The sequence below is a fragment of the Sphingopyxis sp. Root1497 genome (genome assembly GCF_001427085.1).
In the GTDB taxonomy this organism is placed as follows: domain Bacteria; phylum Pseudomonadota; class Alphaproteobacteria; order Sphingomonadales; family Sphingomonadaceae; genus Sphingopyxis.
Map to the genome: position 1 here is coordinate 1,071,209 of NZ_LMGF01000005.1, position 13,709 is coordinate 1,084,917.

Sequence of the window (13,709 nt, forward strand, 5' to 3'; positions counted from 1 at the left end):
GGCTACGGATTACCCGTAGCGGCCGGTGATATAGTCCTTGGTGCGTTCCTGCTTCGGGTTGGTGAAGATGTCGGTGGTCTTGCCATATTCGACCAGCGTCCCGAGGTGGAAGAAAGCGGTGCGCTGCGACACGCGGGCCGCCTGCTGCATATTGTGGGTGACGATCACGATCGCGAAACGCCCGCGCAATTCGTGGATCAGTTCCTCGATCTTGGCGGTCGCGATCGGGTCGAGCGCCGAGCAGGGCTCGTCCATCAGGATGACTTCGGGATCGACCGCGATCGCCCGCGCGATGCACAGGCGCTGCTGCTGGCCGCCCGACAGCGCGGTGCCGCTTTCGGCGAGCCGGTCCTTGACCTCGTCCCACAGGCCGGCGCGCACCAGCGCGCGTTCGACGACGACGTCGAGGTCGGCCTTGTTCGGCGCGAGGCCGTGGATGCGCGGGCCATAGCCGACATTGTCGTAGATCGACTTGGGGAAGGGGTTCGGTTTCTGGAACACCATGCCGACGCGCGCGCGCAGCTGCACGACGTCCATCGACGGCGCATAGATGTCCTCGCCGTCGAGTTCGATGCGGCCGGTCACCTTGGCGCTGGCGACGGTGTCGTTCATGCGGTTCAGCGAGCGCAGGAAGGTCGACTTGCCGCAGCCCGACGGGCCGATGAAGGCGGTGACCAGGTCGGTACCGACATCGATCGACACGTCGTTGATCGCCTGTTTCTCCCCATAGAAGACGTTGACGCCTTGCGCCTTCATCTTGGGATCGAGAATCGTGAGGTCTTCTTGGGTCATGATCACCAGCGTTTTTCGAATTTGTTGCGAAGATAGATCGCGAGGGCGTTCATCGACAGCAAAACGATGAGCAGCACGATGATCGCGGCGGAGGTTTTTTCGACGAAGCCGCGGTCGACCTCGTCCGACCAGAGGAAGATCTGCATCGGCAGCACCGTTGCGGGCGAGCACACGCCGCTCGGCACGTCGCCGATGAAGGCGCGCATGCCGATCAGCAGCAGCGGCGCGGTCTCGCCCAGCGCGCGCGCCATGCCGATGATCGTGCCGGTGAGGATGCCGGGCAGCGCGAGCGGCAGGACATGGTGGAACACCACCTGCACCGGGCTGGCACCGACCCCTAGCGCGGCGTCGCGGATCGAGGGCGGCACCGACTTGATCGCGTTGCGGCTGGCGATGACGATCACCGGCATCGTCATCAGCGCCAGCGTCAGTCCGCCGACGAGCGCGCTCGCCTGGCAGATGCCGAACCAGTTGATGAACACCGCGAGCGCGAGCAGGCCGAAGATGATCGAGGGCACCGCCGCGAGGTTGTTGATCGACACCTCGATCAGGTCGGTCCAGCGGTTCTTCGGCGCATATTCTTCCAGATAGAGCGCGGCGAGCACCCCGGTCGGGAAGGCGATGAGGAAGGCGATCAGGATCGTCAGCACCGACCCCTTGAGCGCGCCCCAGATGCCCGCGACCGCGGGGTCGGTGGCGTCGGCGTTCTTGAAGAAGGGCCAGTGGATGCCCGTCGACAGCTTGCCGTCGCGCTCCAGCGCATCGACCTTCGCGCCGAGTTCGCCCTTGGCGCCCTCCTTGGCGGCGATGTCGACCGTGCTCGACGTCGGCAGGTGGAAGACCGTCGCGCCTTTCAGCAGGTCGGGGTCGGCCTTGATCGCGGTGCGGACTTCCTTCCACGCATTTTCGCTGATCATCGCCGAGCCGCCGTCGCCCAGCGCCTCGTCGGCGGCAAAGGCGACGATGTCGGCGAGGCCGGCGCCCGCGATCACCTGGTCGGCGTCGGCATCGCCCAGCCGCGACGCGTCGACGGTCAGCGGCATCGCCTTGAAATCGACCGGCACTTCGACATTGGTGTAGGTGAAGCCGCGCAGGCCGTTGCCGACCATCGTGAACAACAGGAAGGCGAGGAACAGGCCCGAGAGCAACACCGCGCCCAGCCCGAGCAGGCGGAACCGGCGCTCGGCGGCATAGCGCCGGGCGATGCGGCCCTGCATCGCGCCGCCCTTCCAGTCGGTGGGGGAGGTTCTATCACTCATAAGCTTCGCGATACTTTTTGACGATGCGCAGGGCGACGATGTTGAGCAGCAGGGTCACGACGAACAGCACGAGGCCGAGCGCGAAGGCGGCGAGCGTCTTGGCGCTGTCGAATTCCTGGTCGCCGGTGAGCAATTTCACGATCTGCGCGGTCACCGTGGTGACGCTGGCAAAGGGGTTGGCGGTCATGTTGGCGGACAGGCCCGCCGCCATCACCACGATCATCGTCTCGCCGATCGCGCGGCTGACCGCGAGCAGGATGCCGCCCATCACGCCGGGCAGCGCGGCGGGGATCAGCACCTGGCGGATCGTTTCGTTCGGGGTCGCGCCCAAGGCCAGCGATCCGTCGCGCATCGCCTGCGGCACCGCGTTGATGCTGTCGTCGGCCATCGACGAGACGAACGGGATGATCATCACCCCCATCACGATGCCCGCGGCGAGCGCGCTTTCGGTCGAGGCGTTGGGGATGCCGATCATCACCGCGAATTCGCGCAGCGCCGGCGCGACGGTCAGCGCGGCGAAATAGCCGTAGACGACCGTCGGCACACCCGCGAGGATCTCGAGGCACGGCTTGACCCAGCGGCGCACGCGCGGGTTGGCATATTGGGTCAGATACACCGCGCTCATCATGCCGATCGGGATGGCAACGATCATCGCGATGATCGCGCCGATCAGCACCGTGCCCCAGAACAGCGGGATGCCGCCGAAGGTGTCTTTCACCGGCGCACCGCTGGTCGGCGCCCAGTTGGTCCCGAACAGCAGTTCGGTCGGCGAGACGAGGCGGAAGAAGCGGATCGATTCGAACAAGAGCGACAGCACGATGCCGAAGGTCGTCAGGATCGCGACGAGCGACGCCACCAGCAACAGCAGCATGACGATCTTTTCGACCCGTGTCCGGGCGCGAAAATCGGGCTTGATCCGCGTGAAGGCGTAAAGCCCGCCCGCGAGTGCCAGCGCCAGCATCGCGGCGATGCCGATCCATGCATAGGTGTGGCTCGCATCGGCATAGGGTTTGACCAGCGGCGCCGCGGCGGGAATGCGCACCGCCGCCTGCCTGCCCGTCGCGACGTTGCGCGCGTCGGACAATATCGCACCGCGTTCGAAGCCGAAGGCGGGCAGCTCTTTCGCCGCCCCGCTCGCCAGCACCGTGTTGGTCACCAGCCCGGGCGACACCGCGCTCCACACGGCAAGGAACAGCGCGGCGGGGGCGAACAGCCACAGCGCGACATACCAGCCATGATATTGCGGCCGCGAATGCAGCTTGGCGCCCGCGCGGCCCGCGAGCATCGACGAGCGCGCGCGACCGGCGAGCCAGCCGATCAGCGCGAGGCCGGCGATCAAAAGCAGAAGGGCGGCGGCGTTGAAGGTCACTTGGTCCTCGTTATCATGCGGCCCGCCGCGACCCAAAGCGGGCGGGCGTGGCAATTTCGTGACTCAACCGGATAAATCCGGAACCACCCTATCCGTTCGTGTCGAGCGAAGTCGAGACACGCATGGCGCAGACGTGTCTCGACTTCGCTCGNCGTTCCGGGCATGAGGACCCATCCCCGGCCGCCCGCGGGAGGAACCTACTTCAGTTCGGCACCGTCGAGCGCCGTCATCCCCTTGGCGTTCGCCGCGGCGGTCGCGGCGATGTCCTTGGGCGACACGATCAGACCCTTGGCCGCCAGATAACCGCCTTCGCCCGAACCTTTGAGGAATTCGGCGACATATTCGGCGAGGCCGGGGATCACGCCGACATGCTTCTGCTTGACGTAGATGTAGAGCGGGCGCCAGCCGGGATAGCTGCCGTCGGCGATCGTGGTGTAGGTGGGCGACACGCCCTGCACCGGCACCGCCTTGATCTTGTCCTTGTTGGCGTCGAGATAGCTGAAGCCGAAGATGCCGAGGCTGGTCGGGTTCTTGTCGAGCTTCGAGATGATCAGGTTATCATTCTCGCCCTGCTCGACATAGAAGGGCGCGCCGCGCAGCGCGGTGCAGGTCGCTTCATGCTTGTCCTTGTCGCTGTCCTTCAGCGCCTTCATCGCGGGATTGGCGTCGCAGCCCTTGCCGAGGATCAGCTCCTTGAACGCGTCATAGGTACCGCTGGTCGACGGCGGGCCAAAGACCGAGATCGCGACCGCGGGAAGGGCGGGGTTGACGTCCTTCCACGTCTTGGCGGTGTTCGGCTTGCCATAGGGATTGGCGGCGAGCGCCTTATAGACATCCTCTTCCGACAGCTTGAAGCCGGGGCCGCGTGCGGCCTCGCCCAGCGCGATGCCGTCGATGCCGATCTGGATTTCGACGATGTCGGTCACGCCATTCTTGGCGCAGGCGTCGAATTCCTTCTTCTTGATGCGGCGCGAGGCGTTGGCGATGTCGGGGGTGTCGCCGCCGACGCCCGAACAGAAGCGCTCGAAGCCGCCACCGGTGCCGGTGCTGTCGATCTTCGGGGTCTTGTTGCCGGTCGCCTCGGCGAATTTCTCGCCGACGGTGGTGGCAAAGGGATAGACGGTCGAGGAACCGACCGCGCTGATATAATCGCGCGCCGCGCCGCCCGAGGAGGCCTGGTCCTGGCACGCGGAAAGCGCCAGCGCGCAAGTCGCGGCGCCGGCGATAAGGGCGAATTTCTGCAGCATACGGAAATGTCCTGTCGGGGGTCGCTAACGGACCGAGCCACCACCCCCGCGGCGACTCGCTGAGGGCCATTTGGGGGTTTTGTGTGACGTGTTTGTGACAGGGGTTGTCATGGAAGTGTCATGGAAGGAGGCTGACATTTTTCCAAAACACTTGTCAGCTTGCGATAGCCAACGCATGTTGCATTTAGACAAACGGGGAGAAGATCATGGTTCCGCAGGTATTCATATCGCTGTCCGGACAAGATATGGAATTCGCCTCTGCTGTTGAGCGTGCGCTGCCTCGCGGTCTGGCCCGATTCTACCCAAAGACTTTCGCTACGGGAGCGGACTTGATTAGCGAAATGGAAAATGGTGTCGAAGAGAGTGCAATCTTTGTTCTGTTAGTCTCAAAGAAATCGCTCGCTTCGCATTGGGTCCGATTTGAACTCGACGTTGCTCGGGTCCGTCAAATTCAGAAAAAGATCAAGATACTGCCGTTCTTGATCGAGCCCGGAGTGGACATCGCCGATTTTCCAGATTGGATGAGAGGTTTCTGGGTTAGCCCGTATGTCTGGGGACCAAAGGACATTGGGAGAATAATTCAAGAGGAAATATTTTCCGCTCATTTTTCCAATTCGAAGCTGTATCAACGAGTTATCGGTCGCGGCGCACTGTTTGACAAAGCAAATCGAGAAATCTTGGGGGTTGCCGCTGAGAACGGCAGGACGCCTAATGTAATCATACTCTCCGGAACCAATCAAGTAGGGCGTCGAACTTTTGCAAAGTATTACCTTGAGCAAGCGATGCCGGCATTGCCCTTCGCGTCAAGGGGGCCGCAGCTAAATTTACCTCAGTTTGCCGATCTGGACGACATTTTTAGAGGGCTTCTTGAGGAAATCTCGCCAAACCTTTCTCTGGACCATGTTCAGCGAAATTTGACTGAGTTTAGAGCGCTGGATTTAGATACGAAGGTCGCCGAGATAGTTACGCAATTGTCATATTTTGGCGAGCGTGGAATGGCCACGAGCATATATACAGGAAGCGGCTTCTTTGAGGAGTCTGGAACTCCAAAAGATTGGGTTGGAGAGTTGATCAAAAAAGTGGAAATACAAGAAAATATTACTATATTTCTAATAAGTAACAGAAAATTTAGGCATGACTACGTCGTCTCTCATAAAAATTTGGTCCAAGTTTATGTTCCTCCTCTTGATCTTGAAGATGCGTCAACTCTAATAACATCTACATGTGCCATTTATGATCTTCGTCCATTTAAATTCTCTAACGACATAAGTCGTGCTATTGGTGGACATCCAGGAGTGGCGAAGGCTGCAGTAAGATTGGTGGCAAATGAAGGTCTAGATTTTGTCGAAAAGCGGCCATCAAACCTATTCTCTATTCAAGATTATATTCTTGCTCATAATATTGATGAGAAAAACCTCAGCGAAGAGCAAGCGAGTATCTTGTTAATATTGAGCTGGGTTCCGAGTTTGAATGGTACGAGTCTGGAAAGAGTGGTAATCGGATATCTTAATTGCTCGGAAGAGGATTTTATTGATTCTATTGAAGAGTTGCTTTTGAGCTGTTTGATAACGGCCAACGGCGATGGTTATTCTATAGCTTCAGAGCTTCGTGAGATTTTCCGGAGACGTTATGGTTTCGGTGACGACAAGCTCCTTCAATATTTCAGTGACGAGCTTTCGAAGCAGTGGGAAGAGGAAAGTTCTAGCGGAAGATTCAACGCCAATCTGATGGATACGATTATATTCATATTCTCAATGGCCGGAAAGGCGCTTCCTGAGAGCTTCAAAGAGTTAATGTTGCCGTCGAGGTTGGCCGAGATCGTGCGTTTTCGATACAATCAAGGACGCCATAACCGCGAGGACCTGGATGGCGTGATCCGGTGGGGTTTGGCTTCCGAGGCCATAAAAATGGACGAAACTGTTAGAGAGGAAATTTTGTCGATTGTCGTTCAGGCAATGATTAGAAATAGAAAATTTTCCGAAGCTGACGCCCTTCTCGATACGATCGGAAGGAGGGGCTATCGATCAGTACCGTTTCTTCGGGGATTCCGCCTGAGAAGGGATGGGCGCGGGGAGGATGCAATACCTCATTATCGAGAGGCCCTAAAAATAGGAAAAAATGAGCGTTATTCTTTGCAAGAACTAGCTACCGTTCTTAGTCAGCTCGGTCGTACCAACGATTTGGCAACGTTGCTGGACGACTACAATGACATGGTTGGAGAGAGCGCTGTACTTTTAGATTTTAAAATCGGTTTCTTGATTTCCGAGGGAGATATAAAGGGAGCAGAGCGGACAATTAGTAGGCTTGCGAACTTGGCACAAGATGATGGTCGTTCCGTCATTCGTACTGCCCAAATTTTAAGCAAGAGAGACGGGCGTCATGATCGCGCATTCGAATTGGTAAATGATATCGTCCTTTCTGGAATTGGGGATCAGGTGCGGGCTAGGCGTTGGAGGGCGCTATTTGCAACTTTGGCTCACGAGGTTGAGACTGCTAATCGAGACATCCTATTTTTGGATGGACTTCAGGGCCAAGAGCAAACGACGCAACGCCTCAGAGTCTACGCGGCCTTAGCAGAAAATGACGTCCCTTCAGCGGAAAAGGAGGTTGCGAAGCTGGACAATGCATCGGTTCAGAATCGAGGGCTGCGCGCCCAAGTCTTAGAACGGATGGCGGGGAAATCGGGACTGTCTCTTATAGAGAAGAGCAAATTGAGGGAGGAGGCCTATTTGCTCAGGTCGCAAGCGAGGGGGGCGGATATTGACGTATAATCAGCCGACCTTGCTATGATTCTCATAACCGGCCACGTCATCCTCACCCCCGAGCATCGCGAGCGCATGATCGCGCTCGGCGTCGAGCATAGCGCGCGGTCGCGGGCCGAGCCGGGGTGTCTGGCGCACAACTGCCATATCGATGTCGAAAACCCCGACCGCCTGATGTTCGTCGAGGAGTGGGAGAGCATCGACGCGGTGCGCGCCCATTTCGCGGTGCCCGCGTCGAGCGCTTTCGTCGCCGAAATGCGCGCCCTGTCGCCGCAGCCGCCGGTGATCCGCATCTATGCCGCCGACGACATCACCGCGAAGCTGATGGGCTAGGAGCGGAACTTCCGCCCAAAGCGTGGGAGTAGCATATTTCGTCGTCATGCCGGGCTTGACCCGGCACCCGCCTTGCCCTTCAGAATAGGCAGGCCCCGGATCAAGTCCGGGGTGACGAAGGAAGCACGGGGGTTTCGGGGCATATGAGCGGGTTCGAATTCGTCTTTTCGCTGTTCGGGCTGATCCTCGGCCTCGCGCTCGCCGAGGGGCTGGGCGGGCTGGCGCGTGCGCTCAAGGCCAGCCACCGCGTCCGCATCGGCTGGCCGACCGCGCTGCTCGGGCTGTTCGTGTCGTGCGACGTCGTCACCTTCTGGATGTACGGCTGGGCGGTGCGCGACCTGATCCCGATCAGCTGGCCGGTGCTGTTCGGCGGCTTCCTCGTCACCGCGCTCTATTATGTCGCGGCGTCGCTGGTCTTTCCCGACGATCCCGAGGAATGGAGCGACCTCAATGCCCATTTCGACAAGCACCGCCGCAAGGTGATCGGCGCGCTGCTGCTCTGCAATGTGGCGCTGTTCGCGACGGTTATCTGGCTCGACGGCTTTCCGCCGCTGACCCTGCGCAGCCTGGTGATCGCCTGGAGCTTCTTCCCCGTGTCGGCGCTGGCGATCGCGGCGAAGGACCGGCGGGTGGTGGTGGGGTGCCTGCTGTGGCTGATCGCGCTCTATCCGCTCTCGGCGGTGTGGGGCGCGGGCGGATAGGGAGCGCCCTCTCATCCGTTTGTGTCGAGCGAAGTCGAGACACGCTGACACCGTGCAGACGTGTCTCGAATTCGCTCGACACAAGCGGAAACAATAGAAAACCCCTCCCTTTGTGGGGGAGGGGCCTCAAATCATCAAAGCGCGACGAGGTTCACGGCGCTGGTCTTGCCCTTGCGCGGGTCGGTTTCCTCGTCGTAGCTGACCTTCTGATTGTCCTTCAGGTCGCCAAGGCCCGAGCGTTCGACCGCCGAGATGTGCACGAAGACGTCGCCGCCGCCGCTGTCGGGGGTGATGAAGCCATAGCCCTTGGTGCTGTTGAACCATTTGACGGTACCGGTAGCCATTTTTAGATATCTCCACGAACTGCGTGGACGATATGCCGACGCGTTGCCGCAGCCTTTTGCCATAAGATGAACGGAAAGCCAGCGGGAAATGGCGATGGCGTGGTGTGTGTCAGGTGGGGACGTTATCCCCCTCCCACTTGTGGGAGGGGCCAGGGGAAGGCCTGTTTCGCCGATAGGGAAGGTCACAGACCCTCCCCAAACCCCTCCCTGAAGGGAGGGGCTTCAAATTACTTCGCCGCCGCCAGCATCGGCGCCAGATATTGCCCGGTATAGCTGCGCGGGTTCTTCGCGACCTGTTCGGGCGTGCCCGCCGCGACGACCTCGCCGCCCTTGACCCCGCCCTCGGGACCCATGTCGACGATATGGTCGGCGGTCTTGATGACGTCGAGATTATGCTCGATCACGATCACGCTGTTGCCCTGTTCGACCAGCGCCTGCAGCACTTCGAGCAATTTGCGGACATCCTCGAAATGCAGCCCGGTGGTCGGCTCGTCGAGGATGTAGAGCGTCTGCCCGGTCGAGCGCCGCGACAATTCCTTGGCCAGCTTGACGCGCTGCGCCTCGCCGCCCGACAGCGTCGTCGCCTGTTGCCCGACCTTGATATAGCCGAGCCCGACGCGGACGAGCATCGCCATCTTTTCGCGGATCGACGGCACCGCCTTGAAGAACTCCGCCGCATCCTCGACCGTCATGTCGAGCACGTCGACGATGCTGTGGCCCTTGAACTTCACCTCGAGCGTTTCGCGGTTGTAGCGTTTGCCGTGGCACGTCTCGCACGTCACATAGACGTCGGGCAGGAAGTGCATCTCGATCTTGATCAGCCCGTCGCCGGTGCAGGTCTCGCAGCGCCCGCCCTTGACGTTGAAGCTGAAACGCCCGGGTTTGTACCCGCGCGCCTGGCTTTCGGGCAGCCCCGCGAACCAGTCGCGGATGATCGTGAAGGCGCCCGTATAAGTGGCGGGGTTCGAGCGCGGGGTGCGGCCGATCGGCGACTGGTCGATGTCGATCACCTTGTCGCAATGCTCGAGCCCTTTCAGGCTGTCGTGCGGTCCCGCGATCATCCGCGCGCCGTTGAGCACGCGCGCCGCGCTGGCGTAGAGCGTGTCGATGATCAGGCTCGACTTGCCGCTGCCCGACAGGCCGGTGACGCAGGTGAAGGTGCCGAGCGGGATCTTGACGGTGACATTGTCGAGATTGTTGGCGCGCGCGCCCTTCAGCACGAGGTCGAAGCCATTGCCCTTGCGGCGGTGCTTGGGGATGTCGATCTTCTTCGCGCCGGTGAGATAGGCCGCGGTGAGGCTGTTTTCGTTCGCGAGCACCTGTTCGAGCGTGCCCTCGGCGACGATTTCGCCGCCGTGGAGCCCCGCGCCGGGACCCATGTCGACGATATAGTCGGCGTGGCGGATCGCATCCTCGTCATGCTCGACGACGATGACGGTGTTGCCGAGGTCGCGGAGGCGCTTGAGCGTCGCGAGCAGCCGGTCGTTGTCGCGCTGGTGGAGGCCGATGCTCGGTTCGTCGAGAACGTAGAGCACCCCCGACAGGCCGCTGCCGATCTGCGAGGCGAGGCGGATGCGCTGGCTTTCGCCGCCGCTGAGCGTCCCGCTGGTGCGGTTGAGATTGATATAATCGAGCCCGACATTGTTGAGGAAGCCCAGCCGCGCGTTGATTTCCTTCAGGATCGCCTTGGCGATCTGCTGCTGGGTGTCGTTCAGTTTTTCGTCGAGGGTGGAAAACCATTCGAGCGCGTCGGCGACCGAGCGCTGCGCCGACAGGCTGATGTCCTCGCCGGCGATCTTCACCGCGAGCGGTTCGGGGCGCAGGCGTGCGCCGTGGCACGTCTCGCAGGGCTGCGGGGTCTGATATTTGCTCAGCTCCTCGCGCATCCATGCGCTTTCGGTCTGGAGCAGGCGGCGGTTGAGGTTGCCGATGACGCCCTCGAACGCCTTGTGCGTCGTGTAGCTGCGGCGGCCGTCCTTGAAGGTCAGTTCGACGGGCTTGCCGCCGGTGCCATAGAGGATGACGAGTTGGACCTCGCCGGGCAGGTCCTGCCAGGGCGTCGTCAGGTCGAAGCCATAGGCTTTGCCCAGGCTTTCGAGCACCTGCATATAATAAGGCGAGGGCGGGTTCGACTTCGCCCACGGCACCACCGCGCCCTTCTTCAGGCTCAGCGCATGGTTCGGTACTACAAGGTCTGGGTCAAACTCCTGCCGCTCCCCCAGCCCGTCGCACGCGGGGCAGGCGCCCTGCGGCGCGTTGAAGCTGAACAGCCGCGGTTCGATCTCGGCGATCGTGAAGCCCGACACGGGACAGGCGAATTTCTCCGAGAAGATCAACCGGTTCGCGGGGATGCCCGCGCCCTTCATCGCACCGCCCGTATCTTCCTCTTCGCGCCCCGGAACCGGGCCGTCGGCGAGGTCGACATAGGCGAGCCCTTCGGCAAGCTTCAGCGCGGTCTCGAAACTGTCGGCGAGCCGCGTGCCGAGGCCTTCGCGCACCGCGATGCGGTCGACGACGACTTCGATGTCATGCTTGTATTTCTTGTCGAGCGCGGGCGCCTCGCCGATCTCGTAGAATTCGCCGTCGATGCGGACGCGTGTGAAGCCGTCCTTCTGCCACTGCGCGAGTTCCTTCTTATACTCGCCCTTGCGGCCGCGCACGACCGGGGCGAGCAGATAGGCGCGCGTGCCCTCGGGCAATTCCATCACGCGGTCGACCATCTGGCTGACCGTCTGCGCGCTGATCGGTTCGCCGGTGGCGGGCGAATAGGGGATGCCGACGCGCGCCCATAGCAGGCGCATATAGTCGTAGATTTCGGTCACCGTCGCGACCGTCGAGCGCGGGTTCCGCGAGGTCGTCTTCTGCTCGATGCTGATCGCCGGCGAGAGCCCGTCGATATGCTCGACGTCGGGCTTCTGCATCATTTCGAGGAACTGGCGGGCGTAGGCGGAGAGCGACTCCACATAACGCCGCTGGCCCTCGGCATAGATGGTATCGAAGGCGAGGCTCGACTTGCCGCTGCCCGACAGGCCGGTGATGACGACCAGCGCGTCGCGCGGCAGGTCGACGTTCACGCCCTTCAGATTATGCTCGCGCGCACCGCGCACGGAGATGTGGGTGAGACTCATGGGAGGGGTGTGTTCCAGATTTGTTCTTTGCGCGCAAGGGGGCGCGTGTCGCCGTAGAGATGGTGGCTCAGTAGAAATACGCAAGCGGCGTGATTTGGCGTTTTGGTCCTATACCGGCCACCGCGATTGGCATTCTTCTCTTACCTAAGGGTGGAGGATTGCGGATGCGGGTCCGGACGGCGTGCCTGAAGTATAAATGCCGCAGCGACGACCACCGGTCGTTCGCCCACGCATGGCAATGATCCGCGGTGTTCGGGGCCTTGCCATCGGAATTGTGGCCACCGCGCTTACGGGATGCACCGTCATCAATGTGGGCGCCGGGGAGCAGGTCGACATGCTCGCCGTCGGCGTCGTCCGCGTTCGCGTGCCGGTCGTGGCCGATGGGCTGGTCGCGGTCGAACGCAGCGGCGTGGGATTGGGTTGGGACTCCCTCCCTGGCGGTGGCGCCTATCTGGGGTGGAGCGAGGGGAAGTGGGTCATCGCGGACCCGTCGAAATGTCAGTTGCTCATCATCGTCCGGACCGCTGATCAGGCGGCAAGTGCGAAAACAATCTTGAGCGAATGGGAGGGGGATTCACCATGTATCGTCGATCAATCGGAAAGCTCGCCACGCTAACGTTTCCAATCGTTCTGCTCTCTGCCTGCGCTTTGAACGGCGACAAAAACCCGCACAACGATGTGCTTGTATTCGCGACTCAAACCAAGTTTGGGATCGATATCTCCGCCCCTTTGAATAGCGCGACCCTGCCCCAGATCAATGTCGGTTATAATCGCAGCGAGGCGGTTTGGATGCCCCTTCGTCCCAATGGGACAAAGGGCGGGAGCCAAACGGACGCCGAGCAGGATTTGCTCGCCAAGCTGAACGCCTGTGATCAGCGGATGCTTTCGATCATAGACGACAACAAAAATCGGCAGGCATTTTGTTTGAGCGCGACGTTACCGGCTGGAAAATATGTGTCGATGGCATCGGGTGTGCAAACTGACGTGGGTGGTACAGAATTGGAAATTGACACTTATTCGGTTTTTGCAAGCTTCGGCGCGAGAGGGGGCGTGAGTGGGTCGCAAGCGAACGGGGGTCTAGCCCAGATTTTTGCTACTGGCATTGCCGCACAGCGCTTGGCGTCGAACCCTCAAGTCGGTCAGGCACTCAACACCCAGGCTCCTGCGGCGGTCAAAGCGTCGGCCGACGCGGATCGAGCCGCAGAGACGACGGAACAAATGCGGCTCGCCCAAGCTTTCGTGGCGCCTCAACTCAGTCGGGAGGCCGAGCTGATGGCTCAAATCGATACTGTTTGGACTTGCGGTGATCCCGCGACGGACAAGCTAAAATATACTAACATCATTTCCGCCGTCACGGACGGGGGTGACAAGGGAGCAATGGCCTTGGAAAAGACAAAAACTGGGGCTCGTCGCGCACTTGGGGATAGTAGCGAAGCGACGAAGAAGCAATTTCTGGATAGCGCGAAAACGGTATGTGGAGGGTAATATGGCGCAGGGAAATATCATCGTGGACATTTGCAGCGACAGCGATCCACAGGCGCTCAAGACGCTGGTGGCGTCGAGTAAGGCATATTGGACTTCGACCCAAAAGGGTTTCAAGCTCATATCTGACGACGGTGGAAGCGACTATCTGCGCGTTTATAAGAGCCAGCTCAGCGAAACGGACTATCAGCAGGGCAGCACCGTCTATCATTCCGACGGGGATGTTATTTTGATTTATGAAAAAATTGTCGGTTGAAAGCCTGGGCCATTCGCAGGAGCGGAGTCCCGCGCC

At 60.6% G+C, this 13,709-nt stretch carries 12 protein-coding genes; 6 read left to right on the forward strand and 6 right to left on the reverse strand.

Features of this window, described 5'->3' with window-relative positions; genetic code table 11:
- Nucleotides 1–9: 9 nt before the first annotated feature.
- The 4 genes from pstB to ASD67_RS19615 form a co-directional block, all read right to left on the reverse strand.
- Nucleotides 10–792, reverse strand: a complete 783-nt coding sequence (gene pstB, locus ASD67_RS19600; protein ID WP_056350736.1) for a phosphate ABC transporter ATP-binding protein PstB — start codon at nt 790–792, stop codon at nt 10–12.
- A 2-nt stretch (nt 793–794) separates the two neighbouring features.
- Complete coding sequence (gene pstA / locus ASD67_RS19605) at nt 795–2,051, reverse strand: phosphate ABC transporter permease PstA (protein WP_056350738.1); 1,257 nt, start codon at nt 2,049–2,051, stop codon at nt 795–797.
- Nucleotides 2,044–3,420: a phosphate ABC transporter permease subunit PstC gene (gene pstC, locus ASD67_RS19610; protein WP_056350740.1), complete on the reverse strand. Its 1,377-nt coding sequence runs from the start codon at nt 3,418–3,420 to the stop codon at nt 2,044–2,046. The genes pstA and pstC overlap by 8 nt, the downstream gene beginning before the upstream one ends.
- Before the next feature lie 197 nt (nt 3,421–3,617).
- Nucleotides 3,618–4,667 (reverse strand): substrate-binding domain-containing protein, encoded by a 1,050-nt coding sequence (locus ASD67_RS19615; RefSeq protein WP_056350742.1) that lies wholly within the window; start codon nt 4,665–4,667, stop codon nt 3,618–3,620.
- Nucleotides 4,668–4,873: 206 nt separating this feature from the next.
- On the opposite strand from ASD67_RS19615, the gene ASD67_RS22780 reads away from it, so the two are divergent.
- The 3 genes from ASD67_RS22780 to ASD67_RS19630 all read left to right on the forward strand — a co-directional run bounded on the left by ASD67_RS22780 (nt 4,874) and on the right by ASD67_RS19630 (nt 8,463).
- A complete protein-coding gene (locus ASD67_RS22780) occupies nt 4,874–7,438 on the forward strand; it encodes a toll/interleukin-1 receptor domain-containing protein (RefSeq protein WP_082545195.1) in 2,565 nt (854 codons plus the stop codon).
- 15 nt (nt 7,439–7,453) lie between these two features.
- A complete protein-coding gene (locus tag ASD67_RS19625; RefSeq protein WP_056350745.1) occupies nt 7,454–7,762 on the forward strand; it encodes a putative quinol monooxygenase in 309 nt (102 codons plus the stop codon).
- Nucleotides 7,763–7,905: 143 nt separating this feature from the next.
- Nucleotides 7,906–8,463 (forward strand): hypothetical protein, encoded by a 558-nt coding sequence (locus ASD67_RS19630; RefSeq protein ID WP_056350748.1) that lies wholly within the window; start codon nt 7,906–7,908, stop codon nt 8,461–8,463.
- Between the two features lie 134 nt (nt 8,464–8,597).
- Here the strand turns inward: ASD67_RS19630 and ASD67_RS19635 are convergent, their stop codons facing one another.
- On the reverse strand, nt 8,598–8,807 hold the full coding sequence (locus ASD67_RS19635) for a cold-shock protein (protein WP_056350749.1): 210 nt from the start codon (nt 8,805–8,807) through the stop codon (nt 8,598–8,600).
- A 227-nt stretch (nt 8,808–9,034) separates the two neighbouring features.
- On the reverse strand, nt 9,035–11,935 hold the full coding sequence (gene uvrA, locus ASD67_RS19640; protein ID WP_056350751.1) for an excinuclease ABC subunit UvrA: 2,901 nt from the start codon (nt 11,933–11,935) through the stop codon (nt 9,035–9,037).
- A 232-nt stretch (nt 11,936–12,167) separates the two neighbouring features.
- Here uvrA and ASD67_RS19645 point away from each other — a divergent pair, with 232 nt between their 5' ends.
- From ASD67_RS19645 to ASD67_RS19655, 3 genes are read left to right on the forward strand one after another with little or no spacing between them, the layout of a single operon-like run.
- A complete protein-coding gene (locus ASD67_RS19645) occupies nt 12,168–12,551 on the forward strand; it encodes a hypothetical protein (protein WP_056350753.1) in 384 nt (127 codons plus the stop codon).
- Complete coding sequence (locus ASD67_RS19650; RefSeq protein WP_156377797.1) at nt 12,515–13,420, forward strand: hypothetical protein; 906 nt, start codon at nt 12,515–12,517, stop codon at nt 13,418–13,420. Before ASD67_RS19645 ends, ASD67_RS19650 begins: the two co-directional genes overlap by 37 nt.
- Nucleotide 13,421: 1 nt before the next feature.
- Entirely contained in the window at nt 13,422–13,673 is a 252-nt protein-coding gene (locus tag ASD67_RS19655; RefSeq protein ID WP_056350758.1) for a hypothetical protein, read from the forward strand.
- Nucleotides 13,674–13,709 lie beyond the last annotated feature (36 nt).

Excerpts from the sequence above, each read along its gene's own strand:
- pstB (WP_056350736.1), bottom strand. The coding sequence starts at position 792 with ATGACCCAAGAAGACCTCACGATTCTCGATCCCAAGATGAAGGCGCAA.
- pstA (WP_056350738.1), bottom strand. The coding sequence starts at position 2,051 with ATGAGTGATAGAACCTCCCCCACCGACTGGAAGGGCGGCGCGATGCAG.
- ASD67_RS19615 (WP_056350742.1), bottom strand. The coding sequence starts at position 4,667 with ATGCTGCAGAAATTCGCCCTTATCGCCGGCGCCGCGACTTGCGCGCTG.
- ASD67_RS22780 (WP_082545195.1), top strand. The coding sequence starts at position 4,874 with ATGGTTCCGCAGGTATTCATATCGCTGTCCGGACAAGATATGGAATTC.
- ASD67_RS19625 (WP_056350745.1), top strand. The coding sequence starts at position 7,454 with ATGATTCTCATAACCGGCCACGTCATCCTCACCCCCGAGCATCGCGAG.
- ASD67_RS19630 (WP_056350748.1), top strand. The coding sequence starts at position 7,906 with ATGAGCGGGTTCGAATTCGTCTTTTCGCTGTTCGGGCTGATCCTCGGC.
- ASD67_RS19635 (WP_056350749.1), bottom strand. The coding sequence starts at position 8,807 with ATGGCTACCGGTACCGTCAAATGGTTCAACAGCACCAAGGGCTATGGC.
- uvrA (WP_056350751.1), bottom strand. The coding sequence starts at position 11,935 with ATGAGTCTCACCCACATCTCCGTGCGCGGTGCGCGCGAGCATAATCTG.
- ASD67_RS19645 (WP_056350753.1), top strand. The coding sequence starts at position 12,168 with ATGGCAATGATCCGCGGTGTTCGGGGCCTTGCCATCGGAATTGTGGCC.
- ASD67_RS19650 (WP_156377797.1), top strand. The coding sequence starts at position 12,515 with ATGTATCGTCGATCAATCGGAAAGCTCGCCACGCTAACGTTTCCAATC.
- ASD67_RS19655 (WP_056350758.1), top strand. The coding sequence starts at position 13,422 with ATGGCGCAGGGAAATATCATCGTGGACATTTGCAGCGACAGCGATCCA.